24 protein-coding genes and 1 pseudogene are annotated in these 25971 nt (G+C 60.2%); 11 read left to right on the top strand and 14 right to left on the bottom strand.

Translation table 11 applies throughout. From position 1 onward, the window contains the following. Positions 1 to 10: 10 nt before the first annotated feature. Positions 11 to 1375, bottom strand: a complete 1365-nt coding sequence (locus tag QMY55_RS09100; protein ID WP_283488296.1) for an MFS transporter — start codon at positions 1373 to 1375, stop codon at positions 11 to 13. A 357-nt stretch (positions 1376 to 1732) separates the two neighbouring features. On the opposite strand from QMY55_RS09100, the gene QMY55_RS09095 reads away from it, so the two are divergent. Further along, complete coding sequence (locus QMY55_RS09095) at positions 1733 to 3523, top strand: acyl-CoA dehydrogenase (protein WP_283488295.1); 1791 nt, start codon at positions 1733 to 1735, stop codon at positions 3521 to 3523. Positions 3524 to 3562: 39 nt separating this feature from the next. Here the strand turns inward: QMY55_RS09095 and QMY55_RS09090 are convergent, their stop codons facing one another. Then, the gene (locus QMY55_RS09090) at positions 3563 to 4741 is read right to left on the bottom strand and encodes an AraC family transcriptional regulator (protein WP_283488294.1); all 1179 of its coding nucleotides are present in this window, start codon (positions 4739 to 4741) and stop codon (positions 3563 to 3565) included. A 523-nt stretch (positions 4742 to 5264) separates the two neighbouring features. Between QMY55_RS09090 and blaOXA the strand changes: the two genes are divergently transcribed. Continuing rightward, positions 5265 to 6071 carry a class D beta-lactamase gene (blaOXA, locus tag QMY55_RS09085; protein ID WP_283488293.1) on the top strand — a complete coding sequence of 269 codons (807 nt, stop codon included), beginning with the start codon at positions 5265 to 5267 and terminating at the stop codon, positions 6069 to 6071. 169 nt (positions 6072 to 6240) lie between these two features. Here blaOXA and QMY55_RS09080 read toward each other — a convergent pair whose 3' ends face one another. The 3 genes from QMY55_RS09080 to QMY55_RS09070 all read right to left on the bottom strand — a co-directional run bounded on the left by QMY55_RS09080 (position 6241) and on the right by QMY55_RS09070 (position 9046). Beyond that, positions 6241 to 6624 (bottom strand): c-type cytochrome, encoded by a 384-nt coding sequence (locus QMY55_RS09080; protein WP_283488911.1) that lies wholly within the window; start codon positions 6622 to 6624, stop codon positions 6241 to 6243. Positions 6625 to 6860: 236 nt separating this feature from the next. Continuing rightward, a complete protein-coding gene (locus tag QMY55_RS09075) occupies positions 6861 to 8336 on the bottom strand; it encodes a sensor histidine kinase (protein ID WP_283488292.1) in 1476 nt (491 codons plus the stop codon). Then, the gene (locus QMY55_RS09070) at positions 8336 to 9046 is read right to left on the bottom strand and encodes a response regulator transcription factor (RefSeq protein ID WP_283488291.1); all 711 of its coding nucleotides are present in this window, start codon (positions 9044 to 9046) and stop codon (positions 8336 to 8338) included. The genes QMY55_RS09075 and QMY55_RS09070 overlap by 1 nt, the downstream gene beginning before the upstream one ends. Before the next feature lie 95 nt (positions 9047 to 9141). Between QMY55_RS09070 and QMY55_RS09065 the strand changes: the two genes are divergently transcribed. The 3 genes from QMY55_RS09065 to QMY55_RS09055 all read left to right on the top strand — a co-directional run bounded on the left by QMY55_RS09065 (position 9142) and on the right by QMY55_RS09055 (position 10966). Next, positions 9142 to 9795: a cytochrome b/b6 domain-containing protein gene (locus tag QMY55_RS09065; protein ID WP_283488290.1), complete on the top strand. Its 654-nt coding sequence runs from the start codon at positions 9142 to 9144 to the stop codon at positions 9793 to 9795. After that, positions 9792 to 10574 (top strand): molybdopterin-dependent oxidoreductase, encoded by a 783-nt coding sequence (locus QMY55_RS09060; RefSeq protein ID WP_283488289.1) that lies wholly within the window; start codon positions 9792 to 9794, stop codon positions 10572 to 10574. The genes QMY55_RS09065 and QMY55_RS09060 overlap by 4 nt, the downstream gene beginning before the upstream one ends. 80 nt (positions 10575 to 10654) lie before the next feature. After that, on the top strand, positions 10655 to 10966 hold the full coding sequence (locus tag QMY55_RS09055; protein WP_283488288.1) for a hypothetical protein: 312 nt from the start codon (positions 10655 to 10657) through the stop codon (positions 10964 to 10966). Between the two features lie 113 nt (positions 10967 to 11079). On the opposite strand, the gene QMY55_RS09050 is transcribed toward QMY55_RS09055, so the two are convergent. The 5 genes from QMY55_RS09050 to QMY55_RS09030 all read right to left on the bottom strand — a co-directional run bounded on the left by QMY55_RS09050 (position 11080) and on the right by QMY55_RS09030 (position 16275). Further along, entirely contained in the window at positions 11080 to 12318 is a 1239-nt protein-coding gene (locus QMY55_RS09050; RefSeq protein WP_283488287.1) for a GGDEF domain-containing protein, read from the bottom strand. 311 nt (positions 12319 to 12629) lie between these two features. Continuing rightward, entirely contained in the window at positions 12630 to 13043 is a 414-nt protein-coding gene (locus QMY55_RS09045; RefSeq protein WP_283488286.1) for a PaaI family thioesterase, read from the bottom strand. Positions 13044 to 13064: 21 nt separating this feature from the next. Next, positions 13065 to 14297 (bottom strand): Bcr/CflA family efflux MFS transporter, encoded by a 1233-nt coding sequence (locus QMY55_RS09040; protein WP_283488285.1) that lies wholly within the window; start codon positions 14295 to 14297, stop codon positions 13065 to 13067. A gap of 22 nt (positions 14298 to 14319) precedes the next feature. Next, positions 14320 to 15453 carry a thiolase family protein gene (locus QMY55_RS09035; RefSeq protein ID WP_283488284.1) on the bottom strand — a complete coding sequence of 378 codons (1134 nt, stop codon included), beginning with the start codon at positions 15451 to 15453 and terminating at the stop codon, positions 14320 to 14322. Between the two features lie 21 nt (positions 15454 to 15474). Then, entirely contained in the window at positions 15475 to 16275 is an 801-nt protein-coding gene (locus tag QMY55_RS09030) for an SDR family NAD(P)-dependent oxidoreductase (RefSeq protein WP_283488283.1), read from the bottom strand. A gap of 116 nt (positions 16276 to 16391) precedes the next feature. On the opposite strand from QMY55_RS09030, the gene QMY55_RS09025 reads away from it, so the two are divergent. Then, a complete protein-coding gene (locus QMY55_RS09025) occupies positions 16392 to 17330 on the top strand; it encodes a GlxA family transcriptional regulator (protein ID WP_283488910.1) in 939 nt (312 codons plus the stop codon). 393 nt (positions 17331 to 17723) lie between these two features. Here QMY55_RS09025 and QMY55_RS09020 read toward each other — a convergent pair whose 3' ends face one another. Beyond that, positions 17724 to 18449, bottom strand: coding sequence for an FAD-dependent oxidoreductase (locus tag QMY55_RS09020; RefSeq protein ID WP_283488282.1), 726 nt, complete (start codon positions 18447 to 18449; stop codon positions 17724 to 17726). Between the two features lie 3 nt (positions 18450 to 18452). After that, a pseudogene (locus QMY55_RS24875) lies at positions 18453 to 18644 on the bottom strand (hypothetical protein); the annotation flags it as partial. Positions 18645 to 18945: 301 nt separating this feature from the next. On the opposite strand from QMY55_RS24875, the gene QMY55_RS09005 reads away from it, so the two are divergent. The 5 genes from QMY55_RS09005 to QMY55_RS08985 all read left to right on the top strand — a co-directional run bounded on the left by QMY55_RS09005 (position 18946) and on the right by QMY55_RS08985 (position 22874). Further along, positions 18946 to 20205, top strand: coding sequence for a patatin-like phospholipase family protein (locus QMY55_RS09005; RefSeq protein ID WP_283488909.1), 1260 nt, complete (start codon positions 18946 to 18948; stop codon positions 20203 to 20205). A 53-nt stretch (positions 20206 to 20258) separates the two neighbouring features. Continuing rightward, positions 20259 to 20831 (top strand): NADPH-dependent FMN reductase, encoded by a 573-nt coding sequence (locus tag QMY55_RS09000; protein WP_283488280.1) that lies wholly within the window; start codon positions 20259 to 20261, stop codon positions 20829 to 20831. 12 nt (positions 20832 to 20843) lie between these two features. Next, complete coding sequence (locus tag QMY55_RS08995) at positions 20844 to 21716, top strand: pirin family protein (protein ID WP_283488279.1); 873 nt, start codon at positions 20844 to 20846, stop codon at positions 21714 to 21716. A 63-nt stretch (positions 21717 to 21779) separates the two neighbouring features. Next, positions 21780 to 22685 (top strand): LysR family transcriptional regulator, encoded by a 906-nt coding sequence (locus QMY55_RS08990; protein WP_283488278.1) that lies wholly within the window; start codon positions 21780 to 21782, stop codon positions 22683 to 22685. Between the two features lie 21 nt (positions 22686 to 22706). Further along, complete coding sequence (locus QMY55_RS08985; RefSeq protein WP_283489065.1) at positions 22707 to 22874, top strand: hypothetical protein; 168 nt, start codon at positions 22707 to 22709, stop codon at positions 22872 to 22874. 313 nt (positions 22875 to 23187) lie between these two features. Here the strand turns inward: QMY55_RS08985 and QMY55_RS08980 are convergent, their stop codons facing one another. After that, positions 23188 to 25449: a xanthine dehydrogenase family protein molybdopterin-binding subunit gene (locus tag QMY55_RS08980; protein WP_283488277.1), complete on the bottom strand. Its 2262-nt coding sequence runs from the start codon at positions 25447 to 25449 to the stop codon at positions 23188 to 23190. A 17-nt stretch (positions 25450 to 25466) separates the two neighbouring features. After that, complete coding sequence (locus tag QMY55_RS08975) at positions 25467 to 25931, bottom strand: (2Fe-2S)-binding protein (protein WP_283488276.1); 465 nt, start codon at positions 25929 to 25931, stop codon at positions 25467 to 25469. Between the last annotated feature and the right edge of the window lie 40 nt (positions 25932 to 25971).

The following is a 25971-nucleotide window of genomic DNA, read 5'->3' as shown; positions in this document are numbered from 1 at the left end:
GTGTTGAAAATCAGGCTTTCGCGGACAGCGGACGCATCACGTGCGCATCGTCTTGCGGCGCAATACCTTGCGCCTCATCACGCGCAATGGCTGCGACCAGCACCATATCCGTCTCATAGCAACGCGATGCCTTCCAAAAGCAGATGGCGGACAGAATTGCTATCGAAGGAATAACTGCCAACGCCGTATTCAGGCCCCAGGCATCAGAAATCAACCCGCCTACAAACGGCCCCACCGCCAAACCAAACAGGTTTTGAAACAGTGCCAACACTGCGCTACCCGTGGCGCGCAGGCCCGGGTGAGTGACGTTAAGCACCGTGCTGGTAGTCACACCCACGGTACAGGTCATAAGAAAGCTGCCTAACAAAATCAATGCGTGCTGCAGATTGGTGGAGATGTTTCCGACGAAGGCATAGGTCAGCACTACAAAAGTCAGCAGTGTCAACACACACATGGCCAGCAACTTGTTGCGTGGGCGGCGCTGGCTGATGCGATCCGCCACCCAGCCCCAGAACAGTGCACCCACGGCACAGCACAGCACGACCAGCGCCGCATGCTTGGCCGCACTCGTCGCATCCATGTCGTGATAGCGATTGAAAAAGCTGGGCATCCAGGCCCAGATGGTGGAGACCACAATTAACTGGCTGGCTCCAGCCAGGCAGACCCACAGCAGCGTCTGCCCGCTGGTCAGCGCGGTATAGAGGCGTTTTACGAATGCCGCAGGGCTGGGGCTTTGCACCTTGGGCGCAAACTTCACGACTACGTTCTTGTAATCAGGCACCATCATGAATAGCAGCGCCATGGCCAGCCCCGGAAAACCCACCGCGCCAAACGCCGCACGCCAACCCCAGTGGTCGGCAATAAAGCCACCCAGCATCACACCAAGCACCGCCCCCAGCGCAGACGCTGCAAAGAAAGCTCCCAGCAGGGTGGAGTGCAAACGCCTGGGAAACAGGCCATTGACCAAGGCAGAGCCCACCGCGCCATAGCCTGTCTCGCCCAAGCCCACCACAGCGCGCGCGCCAAACAACTGACCATAGTTGCGCGCAAACATGCAGGCGATGGTGGCCACGCTCCAGACCGAGGCCATGGCCACAATGCTTTTAACGCGGCCAAAGCGATCTGCCAGCAGCGCCACGGGCAAACTGCCCACAGCAACCACCACCGAGATCACTGACACCAGTGCGCCCAGTTGCTTGTCTGACAGGCCCCATTCCTCCTTGAGATGAGGAAAGAGCGAAACCACGATCTGTCGGTCTATATAGTCCGAGAGCATCAGTAGAAAAATCATCGCAAATGCGAACCAGGCGCGTGGGCGACTGACAGCATAGTCATTGCTCTGATTGGCATGAGAGTCCGCTTCGGGTGCAAGCATTTTTTGTCTCCGTGATCGGTGCGCTTTTGTGGCGAGCTGGACGCCGGACGGTTTGCCCCGCCTCTGAGGTTGTTTGCGCTTGATCTCAATGTAGAAGACAACGTAAATTAAATTTCTCTTTACACGCCAATATTTTTCCTTTTAACGACAATCAGGTAAACACCTAGACCCCTCGAATCTAGGCCCAGCAAGGCTTTCGCCACTGCCAGACAGGACTTTCTGAAGCTGAACAGCCACAATGTTGTGAGAGCTCTGGCCACACAGCCTAGAATTGTTTCCGTTTACGTAAACGTCAATAGCCGTCATACAGAGAATCGGCCCATACCGCCGCCACAACAATTCAGGAGTTCAAGCACGATGACCTACACCGCCCCCATCAAGGACATGCTGTTCGACATGGAGCACCTGGCCCGTATCGATCAGGTCGCCCAGATTCCCGGCTTTGAAGATGCAGGCCTGGAGACCGCCCAGGCCGTGCTCGAAGAATGCGCCAAGCTCTGCGAGGGGGTGGTCGCTCCGCTCAACGTGCCCGGTGATCTGCACCCGTCTTCCTTCAAGGACGGCGTGGTCACGACCACGGCTGGCTTTGTCGATGCTTTCAAGCAGTACGCCGAAGGCGGCTGGCAGGGCCTGCAGCACCCCACGGACTTCGGCGGCCAGGGCCTGCCCAAGACCATCGGTGCGGCCTGCATCGAGATGCTCAACAGCGCCAACCTGAGTTTTGCGCTGTGCCCGCTGCTGACCGACGGCGCGATTGAAGCCCTGCTCACGGCCGGCAGCGATGCGCTCAAGTCCACCTATCTGGAGAAGCTGGTGACCGGCGAGTGGACCGGCACCATGAACCTGACCGAGCCCCAGGCCGGCTCCGATCTGGCCCTGGTGCGCACCAAGGCTGAGCCCCAGGGCGATGGCAGCTACAAGGTCTTCGGCACCAAGATCTTCATCACCTACGGTGAGCACGATATGGCGGACAACATCGTGCACCTGGTGCTGGCCCGCGTGGCCGGGGCGCCCGAAGGCGTCAAGGGCATCAGCCTGTTTGTCGTGCCCAAGTTCCTCGTGAACCAGGACGGCTCGCTGGGCGCGCGCAACGATGTGCACTGCGTCAGCATCGAGCACAAGATGGGCATCAAGGCCTCGCCCACGGCCGTGCTGCAGTATGGCGACAACGGTGGTGCCATCGGTTATCTCGTAGGTGAAGAAAACCGTGGCCTCGAGTACATGTTCATCATGATGAATGCAGCCCGCTACGCCGTGGGCGTGCAGGGCATTGCCGTGGCCGAGCGTGCCTACCAGCATGCCGTGGCTTACGCCAAGGAGCGTGTGCAAAGCCGCCCCGTCGACGGCTCCGTGAAGGCCAGCGCCACCATCATCCACCACCCCGATGTGCGCCGCATGCTCATGACCATGCGTGCCAGCAACGAAGGCTGCCGCGCCATGGCCACCACGGCCGCTGCTGCTTACGACGCCGCCCACCACCATCCCGATGCTGCGGTGCGCGAGGCCAATGCCACTTTCTATGAATTCATGGTGCCCCTGGTCAAGGGCTACAGCACCGAGATGAGCCTGGAAGTCACCAGCCTGGGCGTGCAGGTGCATGGCGGCATGGGCTTCATCGAGGAAACCGGCGCTGCGCAGTATTACCGCGATGCCAAGATCCTGACCATCTACGAAGGCACGACCGCCATCCAGGCCAATGACCTCGTGGGCCGCAAGACCGCGCGTGATGGCGGCCAGACCGCCAAGGCCATTGCCGCGCAGATCGAAAAAACCGAAGGCGAGCTCAAGGCCAGCGGCAGCGACATCGCCCAATCCGTGGCCAGGCACCTGGGTGAAGCCCGCCAGGCCTTTGTGCGGGTGGTGGACTTCATCGTCGAGCAGGCCAAGGCCGACCCCAATGCCGTGTATGCGGGCAGCGTGCCCTATCTGATGCTGGCCGGCAATCTGGTCGCCGGCTGGCAGCTGGGCCGCTCGGTGCTGGTGGCGCAGGAGCTGTTGCAAAAGGGACAGGACGCCGCATTCATGCAGGCGAAACTGGCGACGGCCCGTTTCTATGCCGAGCACATTCTGACGCGCGTGCCCGGCCAGGCCGACGCCGTGATCAACGGTGCGGCCAGTGTGATGGCATTGCCCATGGATCAGTTCTGAGCCTGATTGGCTACTACTGAAAGCTCTTCTTTATTGAAATCAGCTGGCCTGCTGCTGTTGCCGCCATTGTCGCGGCGACATGCCAAAACTCAGTTGAAACCAGCGCGTAAACGAAGCTTGGCGTGAGTAGCCGGTCAGCGATGCCACCTGCCCTATCGAGTAGCGCTGATTAAGCAGATAACGCAGCACAAGATTGCGGCGCACATTGTCCAACAACTCTGAAAAACTAGTGCCGCTCTGGTCCAACTGACGCTGCAGCGTGCGCGTGCTCAAGTGCATTTGCTCTGCCACGCGCTCAATCTTGGCCTGCTCCAGCGGCATCAACAGATAGATGTTCTTGCGCACTTCCTGCAGCACCGGATTCTCACCTGAGGCATGCATGGGAGTGACTACGCTTTCGGCATAGCGCACCAACTCGGGATCAGCTGCAGAATTAGGCACACTGAGGTCGCTGGTGCGCAGTAGCAATCCATTGAGTTCACTGTTGAAGCTGAGAGGACAGCCAAAAAACTTCTTATGCAGATATTGCTCCTGCGGCGGGGCGTGCATGAAGCTCACACCGCGCGGATTCCAGTTCGGCCCGAGCACGGCTTGACAGGCCCGTACCAACACGCCGGCGACCAATTCGGTTGCTTGCTTTTGCGGAACCTGGCTACTGACCAACATTTCAAAGCGCAGTAGGGTCAGATCGCCATCAGGCTCCAATGAAATCGCCAGCGCTGCATTGAGCAGTTGCCGGTAATGAATCGCTGCCTGCCACATATCGCGCAGGCTTTGCTTATGGCGCATTAAGCTCCCCATAATGCCAAAGTCCAGCGACTGCCTCGCTTCGGCCATCTGCACACCAAAGGCTGAACAGCCCGAAGTCTGAGCTGCCAGTTCCAGAAGACGGCACAACGCTTCAGCCGAAATATGCCGCTCTGCATCAACAAGCGACCCGGCGTTCAGCCCCGCCTCGCGCAGCAGCTCTTGAGCTCTCAACCCATGCATACCGCAGACCTTGAGAAAACCGTTGAGAGTGACCGTTCTAACCAAGGTATCCATATTCACATCCAGAACCGAGCGGCAAGTCTTTGTGAAGACGCCTTGATCATCGTCGGTATTTTCATTCAATGGCGCACAAGGAGAAATCCTAACGGCAAATTTGCAAATCAGGCTCGTTGCTGCGTGAATCGTTTCTTGGGCTTGGCCTTGCAGCAGGCCACTGGAATCACGCAATCGCTGTGGACTTTGTCTGGGCTATGAGTCTTAAGTGCGCTATGTCGCAGGCCACGCTATTTAGATGTGCATGTCTGGATTCTGCCCAGAAGTGGCCGCTGGCCCCAGCGACTCAGCCTCGCATTGAGATCAACATATATAGGCTTGGCCAGCACCAAATGGCCCATGTGTCAGCTCAGTCATCACAATTTCCAGTCGAATCCCGATACGACTTCCAGGCATCAATGCTCGTGAACTGTTGACTCCTAGGCCGGCTTTGTAACGGCTGTTGCGCAAAGCCATTCGAGACCTACCAGTTACCGCTCCATAGTGGCCATCTCCACAAATACACCAGCAAGACAGCCAACAACCTGTCTCCATTGAGCGACTGACTATGAGCGTTAGGCAGCCCAGGGGCAACTGAAAGCCAGCTATCGCACCTCCTGAATAGGCATTACCGACAGCCGTTCGTCCTTGCTTCAAGTCGACACTGCCACTATTTCAGCCACCCCGACCGAGTTTCTTGGGCCTTTAAACTAGTTGCATGAATCGACGAAGTTTCGTGTTATCCGCCCTGGCCACGGGGTTTGTTCCAGCGACAGTGGCTGGTCCGCAGTTTCAAGAAATGGCCGAATGGTCTCGGTTTTTCATAGAAGCCGATGCTCAAGGCAGCATCGTCGTTCTCGATGCCCGAGACAAATCTGAAACAGCCTACGTCTTTAACGCAGCGCGTTCCCATCAACGTTACTCTCCAGCCTCTACCTTCAAAATTCCACACAGCCTATTCGCTCTTGATGCGGGGCTGCTGCGTGACGAATTTCAGGTCATTCCGTGGGACGGAGTAAAACGCCCGACGCAAGCGTGGAACGTGGACCAAGATCTGCGCTCTGCGATGAGGAATTCCACTGTCTGGGTGTATGAGCGCTTCGCCAAGGAACTCGGTGATGCACGCGAAACCGCCTACATGCGAAAGATAGGGTATGGCAATGCAGTCACCACAGGCGACAAGCCATTTTGGGTTGAAGGCGACCTCGCCATCTCATCCTTCGAGCAGATTGCTTTACTGCAGCGGCTGTACCGCAACCAACTGCCTTTTCAGGTCGAACATCAGAGGCTGGTAAAGGATGTGCTGATCAACGAGGCGGGCCCCAACTGGATACTGCGCGCCAAAACGGGATGGAGCGGAAAAATCGGTTGGTGGGTGGGTTGGATCGAGTGGCCCGGCGGCCCCGTGTTCTTTGTCTTGAACATGGACACTCCAAACCGGCTCGGCGACCTTGCCAAGCGCCAGAGCATCACACGCAACGTTCTGCGCTCCCTGAACGCGCTACCGCTACCACCTATTCCATAAATTCTGGCCTTGGGGCACATGCATCTATGGACTATGCGGAATGTGTATGGCTCAACCCTCCTCCTTGCGAGCTCCAAAGTTGCGCTTACGCGAAAATTGAAAGGACTGATCAGTGCTCGGCTCGGCGGGCTATTGCCAGACCCATCGCGATCAGATGATCAACGCTCGATCACCGACTTTTGGAGATAACGTCACTCATGTATCTATGCAGGTCGCGAAAATCCTGAACCGTCCAGGCGTGCGGTGCGAGCTTCACCCCATTTTCCCGCAACGTTCTCGGAATCAGGTCTCCATTCGGGCGGAGAATCACCGATGACACAATGACTCCCGGGTAATCTTCAAGTCGCTTTTTGAAGGCAACGGTTGTGAGATCAGGCGTGGGAGGGTTGCTTTTATTGGCCAATGGCCCCGTGCCCTTGATATCTGCACCGTGACACATCGCGCATCTCTGTGCGTAGAGATTTTTCCCGTTGCTGTTTTGCGCGAAGGATTGTGATGATTGACTCAACATCAACGCTCCTAGCGAAGCGATGAACAACTCTCTTGCTTTCATCTGATCTTGTCGTCTCACGAAGATGCCCGGACCGCAAGCATAGCTTCTTAGGCGCAAAATGCCCGCTTCTGACAGATTACATTTCGCCATTCGACTCATTGCTGCCGCTCAAACCTCGAAGGTCAATGCCCCCTTACGCAGCGATTGAAACTATGTGCCGGCTGCCCCGAGCAAACGCATTAAGTCGATTGGTCAGCCTTTCGCCCCTGAGCAAACGGGCTGCGGTAATAGCCAACTCAGCGAAGCACGAACCTGAACACGGCCCCTGTACCAGGCTGAGACAGTAGCCGGATTGTGCTGTTGTGCAATTGTAGGATTCGGTGCACGATCATGAGCCCGAAGCCCCCGGATCGCCCATCCTGTACCGCCGCCCCCGTGAATACAGGGCGCTCGAAGAGATAGGCCTGCAATGCGGAGGAAACGCCGGGGCCGGTATCGCGCACCGTGACCTCGATGCCGCCCTGCACGTGCGGCTGCAACTGCACGGTGATCGCACCGCCCTCGGGCGCAGCCCGCACCGCGTTGTCGATCAGGTTCACCAGCACGCGCTCCATCATGGCCAGATCGGCCGTGATCGGGGGCAACCCCGGTGCGATGTCTGCCGCCAGGCGCTGCTTCTTGGCCTCCACCGCCAGCTCGAATTTCTGGAATACATCCTGCAGCAGATCGGCGAGGAAGAACTGCTCCATCTCCGGCTTGACCACCCCGTACTCCAGCCGGGCGAGCTCGAACATCTCCTGCGCCAGACGGCCGACCTTGCGGCTTTGCTCCAGTGCGATATCGAGATAACGGCGCCGCTCCTGTGGCTCCAGCACCTCAAACTTCATGCGCAAGGTCTCCAGATAGCCGTGCAGCGAAGTCAGCGGCGTGCGCAGATCGTGCGAGAGATTGGCAAAAAGCTCGCGCCGCTGCTGGTCCTGATTGCGCAGAGCCTGCCACTGCTCCTGCGTGCGTTGTGCAAGCAGCTCGAAGCTCTGGCTCAGCAGCGCAATCTCGCTGCCCCCGCGTGCAGCCTGTTGCAGCAGCGGTTGGGCCTGCGGCAGCCAGGACATGCCATGGGTTTCCAGGCCGCGCACGGCTTGCGTCAGCGTGCGCAGCGGGCGCGTGATGAGGCGAAACGCCGCCAACCCCGCCACCATGCCGAGCAACGCCACCAGTGCCATGGACTTCAGCATGGTGTTCGCAGCACTGCCGGCATTCACACGTTCGGCCAGCGACTCGCGGCTCTCTCCCTGAAGAATCACGTAGACAAAGCCCGCATCGCGGCCCGCAACCGTCAACGGTGCCGCGCTAAAAACCTTCCGGCCGCCGAGACTGCGCGGGTCGTCCCCAAAGACAGGCAGTGCGGCGCCGCCCAGCAGCTGACGCACAGGCATCAGATTCACCTGCGAGCGCTTGACCGCCCCCTCCGGTGCCGAATAGGACTGTATGCGTCCGCTCTCATCCAGCAGGTAGACCTCGACGCTAGGATTCACGGTCATCAGCTTGTCGAACAGCCCATGCACGGCCGAAGGGTTCAAGCCCCGCGGCTCCATCAGTTCGGGGTAGCGGGCAATCTGCGGAGCCAGGTCTTGCGAAAGCCTCTGGATGACCTCCTGCTCATGCCTTTCGCTGCCCCGCATCTGCAGCGCCACCGAAGCCGCGCAGCAGGCCAGCAGCAGCACCACGAACACGGCCGACAGCCGTTGCGAAAGTGAAAAGCGCTGCAGCATCACAAGGCATCCTCCGCAAGCTTGTAGCCACGGCCCCAGACGGTGAGGATGCGCTTGGGATCGGCCGGATTTTTCTCGATCTTGATCCGCAGCCGGTTGATGTGCGTGTTCACCGTGTGCTCATAGCCGTCGTGCTGATAGCCCCAGACCTGATTGAGCAGATCAAGCCGCGAGAACACCTTGCCTGGCTGGCGGGCAAAGAAATACAGCAAATCGAACTCGCGCGGCGTCAGTTCAACGGACTGCCCATCCACCTGGGCTTCGCGCGCAATCGGGTCGATGCTGAGCCCGCCCAGCGAGAGCACACCGGACTCCAGCCTGGCATTGCGGGCCAGCGCCTCGCTGCGCCGCAGCAGCGCACGCACACGCGCCACCAGCTCCATCACCGAAAACGGCTTGGCCAGATAGTCGTCGGCACCCAGCTCCAGTCCCAGGATGCGATGCACCTCGCTGGAACGGGCACTCGTGATGATGATGGGAACGTAAAAAGTCATGGCTCGCGCACGCCGGCAAATCTCCAGGCCGTCCACCCCTGGCAGCATCAGATCCAGCACCAGCGCGTGCCAGCCCCCGCGCTCCACCGCGGCCAGGCCCAGCCGCCCATCGGCAACATGTTCGACGTCGTAGCCTTCGTCACTCAAGTGCATGCGCAACAGCTCGGCAATGTTGTCATCGTCCTCGACGATCAGGATGCGTTTCGGAGTGTCCATCGGCACATTCTCTCGCAGCAGGGCAGACCGATGTATCACGATTTTTTGAACTTTCGGTGAGGACTTCGAGACCAGCCGCGCCGAACAATGCGCTCATGCCATCCCTCACGCATCAACCGTCGAAACGCAGCCCCGCACTGCAACCGCTGTGGCTGCGCATTACCCACTGGCTCAATGCCGTGGCCATCCTGGTCATGGTGATGAGCGGCTGGCGCATCTACAACGCCTCGCCCATCTTCGACTTCGCTTTTCCCCGCAGCATCACGCTGGGCGGCTGGCTGGGCGGAGCACTGCAATGGCACTTCGCCGGCATGTGGCTGCTGGTGCTCAACGGGCTGGCCTACCTGCTGCTCAACCTGGTCACCGGCAGATTTGCGCGCCGCATGTTTCCCGTCACCCCACGCGGCGTGCTGCGCGATGCCTGGCTGGCACTGACAGCACGCCTGTCGCATGCGGACATGAGCCACTACAACCAGGTGCAGCGCGCAGCCTACCTGTTTGCCGTTGCAGACCTGGTAATGCTGGTGGCCAGCGGCCTGGTGATCTGGAAATCGGTGCAATTTCCGCTGTTGCGCGAACTTCTGGGCGGCTACGACATGGCCAGGCGCATTCATTTTTACTGCATGGCGGTCATCGTCGGATTTGTCGCCGTGCACATCGCCATGGTCGTCCTGGTTCCGCGCTCGCTGCTTGTCATGCTGCTGGGCCGCTCTACTCTGCACTCTGCCGCCAAGGAGACCAGATCATGACCCCCTCCATCTGGCAGCGGGACAACGCCGAAGCCGTGGTCGCCGAGGCGCGCCGCCTGCTCAACCGGGAATTGCCGCAGGCCTCGCGTCGGCAGTTTCTGGCACGCGGGCTCACCCTGGGCGGCCTGGGGCTGCTCAGCGGCTGCAGCATCGACGACAACGCCACCGCCGAGGCGGCACTGACGCGGATCTCGCGCTTCAATGACCGGGTACAGGGCTGGCTGTTCAGCTCCTCACGTCTTGCACCGACCTATCCCGACTCCATGATCACCCGGCCGTTTCCATTCAACGCTTTCTACGGCGAAGACGAGGTGCCTCACGTCGATGCGGCAAGCTTTCTTCTGGAAGTCACAGGTCTCGTGTCCGACAAGCGACGCTGGAAGCTGCAGGAGCTGCGCGCACTGCCACAGTACACACAAGTCACGCGCCACATCTGCGTGGAAGGCTGGAGCGCCATTGGCAAATGGGGTGGCCCACGCTTTAGCGACTTTTTGCGTGCCGTGGGTGCGGACCTCAGCGCGCGCTACGTGGGCTTTCAGTGTGCCGACGACTACTACACCAGCATCGACATGGCGACGGCCCTGCACCCGCAGACGCTGCTCGCGCTCGACTGGGATGGACAGGCGCTGCCGCCCAAGTACGGCTTCCCCATGAAGCTGCGCATGCCCACCAAGCTTGGCTACAAGAACCCCAAACACATACGGGCCATCTTCGTGAGCAACACCTTCAACCGTGGCTACTGGGAAGACCAGGGCTACAACTGGTTCGGCGGCAGCTGACGAAGTGCTCCCATCCGATCTCTCCGGTTCTCACAGCGGCACATGCCGCCTTTTTCCACCTCAACCTAGAAAGCACCATCATGAAAAACGCATTCACCACCGCTGCACTCTCCATGTGTCTGGCTCTTGGCGTCACTTCGGTTTTCGCGGCCGACGCCATGACCAAGGACTCCATGGGCAAGGATCAAATGGGCATGGAGAAATCCTCCATGGACAAGGATGCCAAGCACAAGGACGCCATGGGAATGGACAAGGGTATGAGCAAGGGTGCAATGACCAAGGACGGTAAATCGGCCATGGACCACATGGGCAAGGACAGCATGGCCAAAGACTCCATGGGTAAGGATGGCATGGCTAAAGACTCCATGTCCAAAGCCGGCATGGACAAGTAACAGATCAAGGGCGTGACGGGGTCAGTCACGCCTGATCAACGCATATCGGCTGGAACAACCATTTCCATGCTGAAAAACAGGCATAGGTCTCGCCGAAGATGACCTAAAGAGAGTTATCGCTGTTGCTGCGCACACACAATAGGCGAAGCTTTGTCAAACGGATGCGGATGGGGGTCACCGCTCTTGGAGAGGTCATATACGGTATCGCTTGGCGCTTCTCCCGAAACCGTGCAGTTCCGTCCGAGTCGTTTTGCTGTGTAGAGTAAGTCGTCTGCGCGCTTGATTGCGTTGGCGAAAGGTTCACCCGCTTGGACTAAGGTAACGCCCATGCTGGCTGTGAAACGTGAATTGGGGGCATGTGGGGCCCAACTCTGCGCTACGAAATTCGCGCGTATCTCATCAGCGATTGCGGTCGCGCTCTCCAGATTTGCTCCGGGCAGCAGCAACAGGAATTCCTCTCCTCCCATCCGAGCAGCACAGATTTGCATGCCTACCCCTGGTTGGAAAAGAGCTCCAAATCGTGCCAGCACCATGTCGCCAAACGCGTGACCGAAGAGATCGTTAATGCGCTTGAAATGGTCGATGTCGGCCATGATCACTCCCGTCGGCATCGCCGTCTCCGGAAAGTGGAGGCTTGAAAGAGAGGCGAGACGACTATCGAGCCCCTGTCGGTTCAACAGGCCCGTCAACGCGTCGGTGTGGGCCTGGTGACGGTATCTCTCTATGGCGTCATAGCTCGTCGCAATGAAGACCGCGAAGGTTAGAACAATGCTTCCGAGTAGCCCTGTATATTGGATCAAAGTCCCCCAGACGGAGACTCTCCACTCTCCCAATGCGAGAGAAGGTGTCGGCGCGGCAATGTACAAGACGCATTGACCCGTCAACACTAACGCGATAAAAAGAAACGCGGCGGTAAGCACCTTGTCCGACGTAGTTGCGACCTGCCTTGCAAAAGAGAGCGTGGCCCGCCAGATCAATAGCGCGCAAAAGGCCTGAACGAAGAACGACTCCAGTTTTGCGCTGGCAAATAGGACAACCGAGACGATCACCATTGCTGTTGAGGCCAGCAGGACCGCAATCTCAATATAGAGAGAAGTCTGCCTGCCACGACGGCTCTGCAGTGCGCGACATGCCAACATAACGCCGCACAGAATGAAAGCATCCTCGAGGGCTTGCTTGTAAGGGGAAAACTCGCTGGCCTGCACAAGCATGATGGCGTAGCCAGTGCCCAGGCATCCAAGAGCGCTGCCCCATTGGAGTGTGGTGAAACCAACGAAGCGTGCGGCGCAGAGTCCAATCGCGCACAAGAGGATCGCCGCAGGTACAGACCATTCAAGCAGGGTTGCAGACATAAACGGACGAGTACATGGAAACGGGCGGCAGTGGCGCAGAGACTACTTGCTGATTCAAAGAGGCCAGCACAAGCCTATGCGCCGCCTTGTCTGAAGTTTGGCATTGGCCTACGCGACATAGCATGTCTTAAAAATGTTACAACATGCTTCAACTTATCACCAGAGCTCAAGGTCAAGGAATGTCAAGCGATGCGAGTGCACCCGGGCTTAAGGCTGGGAATTGCCTAATAAAATGGGAGCATCCCAGCTAGAGTCCAGATTGGGCCGGCCGACACAGGACTTGGCAAAGCCACCAACAGGCTGCAGGTCGCTTACCAAAGGATGATCTGCGAGCAGCGGAACAGCGACAGCTTGCGGCCCTTGTCGTTAACTACTGTGGCAGACCACACTTGTGTCGACCGCCCCAGATGTTCAGCCACTGCCTCGACGCGCAAGACTCCCTCTTTGGCGGTGCCGAGAAAGTTGGATTTCAGCTCCAGTGTGGTGAACCCTTTCGCGCCGTCCGGCAGATGCGCCAGGGTTGCATAACCCGCACAGGTATCGGCCAGCATCACCTGTGTCGCGGCATGCAGGAATCCGTTGGGAGCCATCATCCATGGGGCAATGGTCAGCTCCATAGTCATGCGACCTTCGGCCAAGGCTAGCGGCCTCACGCCAAAAGTATCTGGCAGAGTGCCACGCTGACGCTCGAAAAGGCTATCGATAGTTTCCGTAGTACGCAACATTGCATGCTCCCGTGCGATCAATCATTGTGGGGATGGAACTGCTTTTCGTTGGTGTCCGCTTGCCACCAGCGCAGCGAACGCCGCTACCGATGCCACGGCCAGTACGATGCCAAGCCCTGCGCTGGATCCAGCCAAACTGGCTAGCACCGTCATGACGCCCGCACAGGCCATCTGCAAACCGCCCAATAGCGATGAGGCTAGCCCGGCCTGGCGACTAAATGGCCCCAATGCCATGGCCGTCCCTAGTGGATTGACTAAACCCATACCCAAAAGGTAGAGCGCAACCGCCCCGGCAAAATACGCGAGGTTGCGGCCCTCACCACCTGCCAGCATCGCAAGCGCGCCAACCAAGGCTGCCATACAGCCTATGCAGCTCACTCGAACAGCACCCCAGTGATGCGCCAGGCGCGGTGCAAACATCCCAGCACCAAAGACTACGAACACCGTGCAGGCAAAAAACAAACCAAGCCCTAACGCACTCAACCCCATGCGTCCCATCAAAACGGCCGGTGTCGCTGCAAAAAAGGCATACAGCCCGCCCACGATCACGCTCACCGCGAATGCCGGCCCCATGAAACGGCTATCCCGTGCCAGGGCTACATAGCCGCGCAGCACTTCACCGAATGTTGCCGCCGCGCGGCGATCCCGAGAGTGCGTTTCTCCCACTGCGGCCACATAAGCCAGTGCCAGCAGCAAACCCAGAAACCCCACCAGCACAAAACTGCCACGCCAGCCCGGACCGTACTCCATCGCACTTCCCAGCAGAGGCGAAAAACCTGGCGCGGCAGCCATGGCCACCATGGTCAAAGCCAGTGTGCGAGACAGTGCCTCGCCTTCAAACAGATCACGCGCGATGGCTCGTGACAGTACAGAGGCGGCACACACACCTATGGCCTGCACCACTCTACCCGCCACCAACACAGGCAGAGTCTGAGCCCAGGCACAGACCAGGCTGCCAGCAATGAACAAAGACAGTCCACTCAACACGGGACCGCGTCGGCCCCAGCGGTCCGAGATTGGCCCGACAAACAGCTGACCAACCGCGAAGGCCAGGAAAAATCCCGACAGCACAGGGCCCATGTCGCGCATACCCACGCTCAACTCAGACGCCATGCGAGGCAAGGCTGGCAAGATGATGTTGGTGGACAGTGCACCTAGCGCAGCCAACCCTGCGAGTACGCCCAGTAGCCGACCGTTCAGTCTGGCAGGCACGGAGTCGCCCTGTGCCAGGGCAGCGGAAGTAGAGGTATTCATGGTTTCGTCATTAAGCAGAGACTCAGACTCGCTCCAGGATCGTGGCGATGCCCTGCCCGCCACCTATGCACTGTGTAGCCAAGGCGTAGCGCCCCCGCTGCCGCACCAGTAGGGAAGCAGCTTTACCCGTGATGCGCGCACCCGTGGCGCCCAGTGGATGACCGATGGCCAATCCGCCGCCGTCGATATTCACGGTTGCCATCTCTAGGCCAAGATCACGGATGCAAGCCAGCGCCTGTGACGAAAAAGCTTCGTTGATTTCTACCACGTCCAGATCGGCCACCGTCAGACCGGCGCGCGCCAGCGCCTTGCGCGTGGCCGGTATCGGGCCGATACCCATGATGGCCGGATCGACTCCCACTGTCGCAAAGCTGCAGATGCGCGCCAGGGCCTGGAGGCCATGGCGTTCGGCAAAAGCGTCGCTGGTGACCAGCACCGCCGCCGCGCCATCGGTCAACGGCGAAGAAGTTCCCGCTGTGACCACGCCATCAGGCCGGAAGACGGGTTTGAGCCCGGCCAGCGCCTCCAGGGCGGTAGCGGGACGAATGCAACCATCGGCATCCACCACTTCGCCATCTGGCAAGCGGATAGGAACGATTTCACCGCTCAGACGGCCCTGCTCGCGAGCGGCTGCAGCCTTCTGATGGGATTGCAGCGCAAGCAGTTCCTGGTCAGAGCGACTCACGCTCCAGCGCTGTGCTACGTTCTCAGCTGTCTCGCCCATCGAGATATAGGCATCGGTATTGGCCTTCAACTCGGGGTTAGGCGAGAAATTGAAGCCGCCCTGCGGCACCATGGTCATGGACTCCACCCCCACGCAGAGAAAAGCGTCGCCCATGCCAGCCTCGATCTGCGCCGCTGCGATGTGCACCGCCTGCATCGACGAGCCGCAGAAGCGGTTCACGGTCATCCCACCTACGGCTTCTGGCAGGCCAGCCAACAGACCGACGATGCGCGCCAGGTTGTTGCCCTGTGCGGCTTCGGGGTAAGCGCAGCCCAGGATCACATCCTCCAGCAATGCTGGGTCCAGACTTGTGCGCTGGAGCAGGCCCTGCACGACCTGCGCTGCCAGGGTGTCAGGCCGCACTTCGGCCAGGCGGCCCTTGCGGGCGAAGTGGAACGGCGAGCGCGCATAAGCGGCGATGACGGCTTTCATGATCTGTGCTCCTCAAAATGCTCAGTGCACAGCCACATAACGCTGCGCAACGGTGTTGCTGGACAGCTGGCCCGCCATGGCTTGGCGCGCGGCCTCGTAGGCGTCCCATTTCTCTCCGGCATGCAGCGAAGGAATGGTGACTTTCTCGCCACGTTCGAAACCGAGCAATGCGGCATCGACCAGATCCTCGGCGCGCATCACGATGCGCTGGTCCAGATGCTCCACCGGCAAACCGCCAGTGGCCCAAAAGTCGGTTGCGGTGGCACCAGGCAGAACGACCTGCACCTGCACGCCCGTATCAACCAGTTCCTTCTGCAAGGACTGACTGAAAGCCAGCACAAAGGCCTTGCTGCCCCCATAGACACCGTTGAGTGTTTCCGGCGCAATGGCCACGATGGAAGCGACGTTGATGATTGCCCCCTTCGCCCTTGCCACGAAACCAGGCACTGCGGCGTAAGCCAGTCGCATCGGCGCAGTGACATTCAGCTCGACCATGCTGGTCATTTGCTCCACATCGCTTTGCAGCAGCGGCGTGTGCGTGCCCATACCGGCGTTGTTCACCAGCAGGGTGATGCTGGCGTCCGTGCGCAATTGCTCTTCCACCCGTGCCAGTTCTGCGCGGTCGTTCAGATCGGCCGGCTGCACCTCCACCGCGCGGCCGGTGCGGGTACTGATGCTACTGGCCAGCGCATTCAGCCGCTCACGGTTACGGGCGACCAGGATCAGATCGTAGCCGCGCTGCGCGAGCTTTTCTGCATACAGTGCACCGATGCCAGATGAAGCGCCGGTAACGAGAGCGGTGCCGAGATGGGTTTGTGCCATGGTGAAACTCCTTGAAGATTGATGGGTGCTACCCATGGCGTGAATGGTGTGACATACGGACAATGTCGTAAATGACGTATATAGTCATAAAAAAGGACATCCAGAAGGACGCTTTTATGCACCGCATCGGCTACATACTCCCGGAAGGCTTCCAGGTCATGGCACTCGCCACCCAAGCCGTGTTCGAACTCGCCAATCTGGTGTCCAGGCGGACTTTCTATACCGTGGAAACCTATGCACTGGACGGTACTGTCCGTGCCTCGACAGGTCTTGTGCTACAGGCCAAGCCACTAACCACGCACAGCAGCGCCGATACCTGGCTGGTAGCGGGCACCATCATGCCGTTGGACACTCCCCCGGCGCCCGAGCTGATCCAGCTACTGGGCAAGATCGCGGCACGCGCACGGCGTGCCGCTGGCCTATGCACCGGTGCCTTCCTGCTGGCCGACGCAGGCCTGCTCGACAAACGCCGCGCTACCACCCACTGGTATTGGGCAGAAGCCTTGCAGCAGCGCCACCCACAAACACAGATTGAAGCCGACCGTATTTACATCGCTGACGGACCGATATGGACCTCTGCCGGAATGACGGCAGAGATTGATCTGGCGTTAGCACTGGTAGAAAAGGACCTTGGGGCGAAGATTGCACGATCCGTGGCACACCGCCTGGTCATGCACCAACGCCGCTCGGGCGGGCAGTCGCAGCACTCGGAAATGCTCAAGCTAGCCCCCAAATCCGACCGCATCCAGCAGGCGCTGGAACATGCACGGCGCAACCTTTCACAGTCACTTAGCGTGGAAGATCTGGCCGAAGCTGCCAGCCTGAGCCCACGTCAATTCAGCCGGGTGTTCACAGCCGAGACAGGTCAATCGCCCGCCAAAGCCGTCGAGGGGTTGCGACTCGAAGCTGCACGGCTGATGATCGAAAGCAGCCGCCACCCTCTGGAGGTGGTGGCGCGGGAGACAGGTTTTCGCGACCGGCGCCACATGCGCGAGGCCTTTATGCGCGGCTTCGGTATGCCACCGCAGGCTGTGCGGCGCGAAGCACGGGTCTAGCTATAGCACCTGTGCAGATACGTATAACAAAGCGCGTAATCTGCCCTGTCAGGCGATACGCCATCGCCTATGTCAACAGCCAAGAGTCACCGGCAGGATCCTAGACTCCAGCGTACTCGCCACTGGCCGCAATAGATTTAGCAGCAAAGGTCTACCGTCGCCTTCACTGACAAAGCGTTTGAGCAGGTCCAACAGTTGCGCCAGCGGCAGGCCATCGCAGCCCAATAGAGAAGTAGAGCCATGGAGGCCCAGACCCTGGCAGCAGACTAGTACCAGAGTTGCACCGGTCATCCCCAGCAACTCGTGCCAGTGACTCATATCGACGAGGTTGCAGCACTGTCGCATCTGATTTCCGCACACCGATTGCATCTGAATCAGGGCAGGTCTGCCAATTCAATACCCAAAGAATTCCTCACTGCGCACATCGTCCTCATCAATGCTGGCTGACAACAGCAACTGCTGCATTGCCGCCACCATGGAAGGTGGGCCAGCAACATAGAAGATCGGATTAGCCAAGCCCTCAATGGCCTGCTGGAGCCACTCTCTATCGATCATTTGTCTATCACCACTCCAGTCCACGGAAGAGTGCGCCATATCCGTCATGGTCGCCTTGAGTCGGAATTTTGGATTCTTCTTTTCGAGAGCTTGAAGCTCAGAGAGAAACGCCGCATCTTCTGGACGACGATTGGAGTACAACAGAAGCAGATCCTGCTGTGACTGCTGCATTGCAGCGTTTCGCAGCATGCTTATAAACGGCGTCACGCCAATCCCGCCAGCGATGAGCACACCCGCTCGCGCCGTGTTTTTGTGCAAGGTAAGCGAGCCAAATGGGCCGTCGATATCCAACTCAGCACCTACGGGCAGAGCTCTCAAAGCGCGTTTGTAAACACTGTCCCTCATCCGCGTGGCGAACACCAATTCACTCTCGTGCGGCGCGCTGACGATGGAAAATGCGTGACTTCGCTCGTATTTGCTCTCCCCAGGGGTTGCTCCTGGCAGCTGGATCTCAAACGCTTGCCCAGGGCGAAAGTCAAACCCTGCCGGTTTGGCGAGATGGAATGCCATCGTCCCCTGTGCAACCTCTTCACGTGCGAGGATTTTGCTGTGCTCTATGCCCATGATTCACTCCTTGGCAATCGATGGATCTACACATTGGATATGTGCAATGGAGTAAATATTCCCGCCAATCGATATCCACCGTGAGAAGCGGGTCGAATTGGGTGTTTTCGCCCATCCCCTCTTTAATTCCCGATCTCCAGCCATAAAGGCCTCCAACATGTGCGGTATCAACGTTGCTGCCTCGCCGTAGGCCTGCTCACGGGCCTGGTGTTCCACAGCAATTCAGCGATCAGGTGCAGATGATCATGTTCATGGAAAACCTGTCCATCACCGGCACCCTTCTGCTGCTGGCCATCCACGGCTCGGGTCGCTACAGCCTGGATGCACGGCAGGCTCGCCAGGAATAATCCGCCCCACTCCTCCACTCCGTGGAGTGCTGCACTCCACGGACAACGGCTACCCAAGGCCACCGCGCACCCGTAGCCTATAGCCATCGGGTACCAAGCCCTGGAAGGAGTGAATCATGCGCATATCCTCCGACTCGCCTCTCGGCGTCATGCCGTCGCAGGCATACACAGACCGCAGCGCCGGTCCCATCGGCCTGCTGCTCACCGGCGGCGGCGCACGGGCCGCCTACCAGGCGGGCGTGCTGCAAGCGATCTCCGAGCTGCGCGGGGCAGCGGGCGAGCAGGCTGCCACCAGCCCCTTCGCCATCATCACTGGCACCTCGGCAGGTGCGATCAACGCGGCCGCCCTGGCCTCGCATGCCGACGACTTCCAACAGGCAGTCAACGTTTTGGCCGATGTCTGGGCCCATATTCAGCCGCAGCAGGTCTACCGCTCCGCCGCGCTGCCTGCAGAAGCTCAAGGCTGGCGCATGCTGTTCGGCCTGGTCCGGCTGCTGGGCCGCTGGCGCAGGCAGCACCCCCGCTCGCTGTTGGATAACGCCCCACTGGCCGAGTTGCTGCGGCGCGTGGTGCCGCTACACCGCGTGCCCATGCTGATGGCAACAGGACATCTACAGGCTCTGGCCGTGAGCGCCTCCAACTACAGCTCTGGCGAACACTACACCTTCTACCAGTCGGCACAGCGGGTTGCGCCCTGGCTGCGCTCCCAGCGCATCGCGGTGCCGGGCACCATCACGCACGCCCATCTGCTGGCGTCGTCCGCCATTCCGTTTGTGTTCCCTGCGTCCGACATTGCCATGCCCGATGGCCATGCCGAGTACTTCGGCGACGGCTCCATGCGCCAGGCAGCCCCGCTGTCCGCCGCCTTGCACCTGGGAGCCGAACGCATCCTGGCCATCGGCGCCGGCCGCCTGCAGGAGCCCCAAGGCGCGCAAGCTCCTAATATGCTGACGGGCTACCCCAGCCTGGCCCAGATCGCTGGCCATGCCATGTCGAGCATCTTCCTCGACACGCTGGCTGCGGATGTGGAGCGCATGCGGCATGTCAACCAGACGCTGGCCAGCCTCCCCCCTGCTGCTCGTGCCAACACAGGGCTGCGACCGGTGGAACTGCTGGTTATCGCGCCCTCGGAGCGTATCGACGTGATCGCTTCGCGGCATGCCGCAGCGCTGCCCGCAGGCTTGCGCAGCATGATGGGTTGCCCGCGCGGAAGCTCGGAGCGCGAGACAGCTCAGGCGTCGGCCTTAGCCAGCTACCTGCTGTTCGACAGCGGCTTCACCCAGGAGTTGATGGCACTGGGCCATGCGGACGCCATGCGCCAGCGGGATGAGCTCCTGGTCTTCTTTGGTTGGGAACCTGCAGCCATTCCGTCCAAAACTGGACGAATCCATGCCGCATATACCGTCTAGCGCGCAGGGTTCCCCACCCCTAACCTAGAGCTCATCACAACCAGGAGTTCACCATGACCCAACCCCGCATCGGCATCATCATCGGATCCACCCGCGAAGGCCGCTTCGGCGACAAGCCGGCTGCCTGGATCCATACACTGGCCAGCCAGCGCAGCGACCTGCAATTCGAGCTCATCGATCTGCGCAGCCACCCGTTGCCATTCTTTGACGAAGCGCTGCCCCTGACCTGGGCTCCAGCCAAGAATGCCGCCGCCCAGGCCTGGGCCACCAAGATCGCCAGTCTGGATGGCTTCATCATCGTGACGCCCGAATACAACCACGGACCCAGTGCCGCGCTGAAAAACGCGCTGGACTATGCCTACGCCGAATTCAACCGCAAGCCCGTTGCCTTCGTAGGCTATGGCGGCGTGGGTGCCGCTCGGGCCATCGAGCAACTGCGCCTGAACGCCGTGGAACTGCAGATGGCGCCCATCCGCAACGCGGTGCATATCGGCATGGTGGAGTTTCTCGGCATCCTGCAGCAGGGCAAGAGCTTTGACGACTTCCCGCATCTGGCGCAGGCCGCCAGCGGACTGCTGGACGATCTGGCTTGGTGGGCAGCGACATTGAAGGCTGCACGCCAATAAAAGGAGCCTCGCATGAACTCGCTCACTCTAGAACAGTCCCCCACCATTGCAGCACAGCCTGCCGAGCATTTCCGCCCCATCGTGCATTGCACACGTGGCCGTGGGCACGGCGGCATCACCCGGCTGATGAGCCCCTCGGACCTGGGGCATTGGGTCAAGCCCTTCGTCTTCCTCGACCATTTCGATGACAGCACCATGCGCCCTGGCACCATGCCGCTGCACCCGCACTCGGGCATCGCTACGCTCACCTATCTGATCGAGGGTGCTATCCGCTACGAGGACACCACCGGGAAAGCCGGTACGCTGCCCGCCGGTGGCGTCGAGTGGATGATGGCAGGCGGCGGTGTCTGGCACACAGGCGGGCCCGCCTCGTCCGGCCGCATCCGGGGCTTCCAGCTGTGGGTGGCAATGCCGCCGGAACTGGAGAACGCACCGGCGCACAGCCAATACCTGGAGCCGCAGGCGCTACCGCAGGCAGGGCCTGCGAAAGTGCTGCTGGGCCGGTATGGTGACAAGAGCAGCCCGGTTGCAGCGCCCTCCCCTATGACCTACCTCGCAGTGCAACTACGGGCCGGCGAACACTGGCGTTTCGAGCCACCGGCCGGCCACTCGGTAGCCTGGCTCGCAGTTAGCGAAGGCAGCCTGCGCGTGCCGCAGCAGGTGAATGAGGGTGAAATGGCCGTGTTCGAGGAATCTCATGAACCCATCGACATCTGGGCCACCCATGACACCCAGTTCGTCTTCGGCTCTGCAGCCAAGCACCCGTTTGAGTTGGTACTGGGCCACTACTCCGTGCATACCAGCGAAGCGGCACTGCGCCAGGGCGAGGCAGGAATCCGCATCATCGGTGCCCAGTTGGGAGACCTGCCGCGCGCGGCATTCTGATGCAATCGCAGCACAATACAGGCCAAGGCCGCCCTTCCCCCAGGCCTGTGTCCGGAGGACATCTTGGTTGATTTGAACGATGTGGCGCTGTTCGTGCAGGTGGTACAAGCCGGCAGCTTTGCCGAGGCTGCTCGCCGCGCGGGCATGCCTTCCAATACTCTCAGCCGACGCATCCAGCAGCTGGAGGAACAGCTGGGCGCGAGATTGCTGCATCGCTCCACGCGCAAGCTCACGCTGACGGAGGCCGGCGCGGCCTTCCACGCCCGCTGCGCCGATGCCGTGGAAGACCTGTCCGATGCCGCCGCCAACCTGGCGAATGACGGCCTGTCACCCAGCGGCAAGATCCGCGTGGCAGCCGCAGCAGATTTCCTCCACTGGTTTCCGGTGGAGTGGGTGGCAGAGTTCCTGCACGCCCACCCCAAGGTCCAGTTGGAATTCGCGCTCAGCGATGGGCGGGCCGACCTGGTCGCAGAACGTATCGATGTGGCCATCCGAGCGGGCGAGGTGCATGAGCCCACCTTGATAGCTCGGCGCATCGGCACCGGCCAGCAGACCCTGGTGGCCAGCCCCCTCTACCTGCGCGAGCGCGGCATGCCGCAATCGCCGCAGGACTTGTCGGGCCACGACTGCATCGCCACGCCCATGGTGTCAGGCCGCGCAACATGGCATCTTGACGGTCCGGATGGCCCGGTCGAGGTGCCAGTCTCCGGACGTTTTCACGCCAACTCGGCGCAAGCCCTGCTTCAAGCAGCCACAGCTGGCCTGGGCATCGCGCTGCTGCCCGACATCATGACTGCCCCTCGCGTTCTCAGTGGTGCGCTAGTTCCGGTGCTGCCGCAGTTTGGCATCCGGGGCGTCAATGTTTATCTCGTGTACCAGAGCCGACGGCAACTGCCCCGTGCGGTCCAAGCCTTTGTCGAGTTCGCTACTGCCAAGATGCAGGAGTCTGGGCTGGTCCGACCCACGTAGACGCCTCGCGAAGATTCAGAGGTGAAACTGTACTTCGAGGCGTTTGCCCAACCGGCGGCCACGACGAAGGAGAGCGACGTGGCCGAAGTGGTGTGGCAGGCCGCGAACGACACTTCCGAGCGCCTGCGCTTCGCGGCGGGAGCGGATGCCGTGGCGCTTGCTAAAGACCATCGGAGCGAATTCGCCTGATGCGCACGACTTCGCGGCACATCTATCCGACACACTCCAAGATGCTGTCGCCCCGCGTGGCCGGACTCGCACAACCTGCGTTCGGCCTGCTATTCGTTGACGAGCATTTCGTCACGCGCTCGGCCTTGCTGGTGTCGGCAGCCTGGGGTTGGGAGAGGTTTAGCAAAACGCTGATTTATGCAACAGCGCCGTCGCTCGTCAAACGAGCATGAGGTACTTCTCAAATATCACCAACCCGACTCAGTGAACTGTTTGAGAACCCAATTCCACCAACTGGCAGCACACTGGCTAGCAATTGGCGGAATTCACTTTCTTACGCTGCGCGGAAAGGAAGCTCGCGTGGTGTATGGCCACTCAGCTTGGCAATGGCATTGGCAAAAGCTGGTGCCAGCGGCGGCACACCCGGCTCCCCCATGCCGGTAGGGGCATCGGCACTGGGTACGATATGCACGGCAATCGCAGGCATATCCGTCAAGCGAGCCACCGTGTAATCGTTGAAGTTACCCTGCTCCACTTGCCCCTCCTTGAATGTGATGGCAGCCCCGGGCAAGCACATGCCCAGACCCATCAATGCACCGCCCTGCACCTGTGCCTCCACGCTTTTGGGGTTCACAGCCAGGTTGCAATGCACGCCAGCGGTGACCGCATGCAGTTTGGGCGCCCCATCTTTCATCGATGCCTCAACCACATAGGCGACCACCGAATCGAAAGACTGGTGAACCGCCACACCCCAGGCTCTGCCTGCGGCCAGTTGCCGCTTTCCGTAGCCCGACTTTTCGACTGCCAGTTGCAGCGCAGCCTTGTGACGCGGATGCTGGTCACCGAACTGTTGCAGCCTATAGGCGACAGGATCTTGCTTGACCGCTCGGGCGATCTCGTCCATCAAGGTCTCCATCACATAAGCGGTATGCGTAGACCCCACACTGCGCCACCAGAGCACCGGCGCATTGAGCTCGGGGTGATGCACCGAGAGTCGCATCGGCAGGTCGTAGGGCTCCTTCATGCCCTCCACCGTGGTGGTGTCCACACCGTTCTTGAGCATGAAGCTTTCAAACGCTGTGCCTTTGGCAAGCGACTGGCCCACGATCACATGGTCCCAGGCGAGCACCTTTCCCTTCTCGTCAAAACCTATCTCGGCACGGTGCACATGCATGGGCCGGTAGTAGCCCCCTTTGACATCGTCCTCACGGCTCCAGATCATGCGCACCGGGGCGTCGATGCCAGATGCCCGAACAGCCTTGGTAATCTCGCAGGCCTCGGCCACATAGTCGCTGCGCGGGTTGGCACGGCGACCGAAACCGCCACCCGCCATCTGAACATTGACGCGGACATTCTCTGGTGCCACGCCAAGCACGCGTGCCGCTGTTGCCACTTCCCAGCCCGGAGCCTGGGTTCCCAACCATAGCTCTGCCTTGACATCCTTTCCGGCGCCGGTCACGCGCACTGTGCAGTTCAGCGGCTCCATCGGCGTATGGGCAAGATAGGGGAACACATATTCGGCACTGATTTTGTGAGCCGCACCGCTCAGAGCCGAAACATCGGCATCGAACTTCAACGCACCAGGCTGCTTGGCCAGTTCACGATATTGAGCCAGTTGTCGGGCCGAATCGACTTTGCCTACAGCGCTGCTGTCCCACTGGACTTTCAAGGCATCGCGTCCCTGCTTGGCAGGCCAGTACCCATCGGCCAGCACGGCGACCAGCTCGCCGCCCCACACGCTGGGCACGCGGAGCACCGCACGCACGCCTTTGATGGCTTTGGCTGCCGCATCGTCCACCGACTGAATCTTGCTGCCACACACCGGTGGATGCGCCACGACTGCGGTCAGCATCCCTGGCAGATGCATGTCAATACCGTAGGACTGACTACCGCTGGACTTGGCACGCGCATCCAACCGCCCCGTGGCACGGCCAATGATGCGAAAGTCTTTGACACTCTTGAGCTTCACCTGCTGCGGAACCGGCATCTTCATGGCCTCATCCGCCAGCTCGCCGTAGCCCAGCTTCTTGCCCCGCGGCCCGATCACCTGCCCTGCCTGCGTGCGCAAGGACTGCGGGTCGACACCCCAGCGCTTGGCAGCCGTGGCCAGCAGCATGGCGCGGGTGCGCGCGCCGAGCTCCCGGTACTGGACATAGGAGTTCTTGATGGCAGTGGAGCCTCCCGTCAAGTGCATGCCCATGACCGGGTCCACATAAGCGGGATCGGCATTGCCGTGCACGCTGTGCACCTTGGACCAATCGGCATCGAGTTCTTCGGCCAGCACCATGGGCAGACCGGTTTGCACTCCCTGACCAAACTCCAGACGGTTGATGGTGACCGTCACCGCACCGTCACGATCAATCTTCACAAACGCCGATGGCTGCTGGGTGGGTTTGAGTGTGCTGACCGACACCTGCTCTTCATTCTTCGCTTGCGCCAGTGCAACCGAGGGGAAGATGCCCAACGCAAAGCCCGAAGCCGTCGCCAACTTGAGAAATTCGCGTCGCTCGAGCTTTGCGCCAGCATCCATCGTGTCGGCAGCCAGTGTGCGCAGACATTTGGGCAGGTCCGCAAGAACGTGGTTGGGTATAGGCATGGGATGTACTCCTTCTTTTAGGCCGACAGGTTTTTGGCTGCATCGTGGATGGCTGCACGGATGCGTGCATAGGTTCCGCAGCGGCAGATATTGCCCGCCATGGCCGCATCGATATCCGCATCGCTCGGGCGGCGATTGCTTTTGAGCAGCGCGGTCGCACTCATGATCTGACCGCTTTGGCAATAGCCACATTGCGCCACATCGTTGCGCACCCACGCGTCCTCAACAGCCTTGCCCACTTTGTCGGCAGCCTGCGCTTCGATGGTGTCGATTTTTTGCCCTTGCGCCGCCGAAATGGGCGTGATGCACGATCGAATGGCCTGGCCATTCAGATGCACGGTGCACGCACCGCACATGGCCATGCCACAACCAAATTTGGTTCCGGTCATACCCAGCGTGTCGCGCAAGGTCCAGAGAATGGGCGTTGACGGATCCACATCGGCCGATGCGGGCTTGCCGTTGAGAGTGAATTGGACAGGCATGGGGTGCTTTCTTTTTTGCAACACAGGAGCTACCACACGA

Origin of the sequence: Comamonas resistens (assembly GCF_030064165.1) — a bacterium.
In the GTDB taxonomy this organism is placed as follows: Bacteria; Pseudomonadota; Gammaproteobacteria; order Burkholderiales; family Burkholderiaceae_C; genus Comamonas; species Comamonas resistens.
The sequence above is the reverse complement of the archived record's forward strand: the minus strand, read 5'-3'. Positions and strand labels throughout refer to the sequence as shown.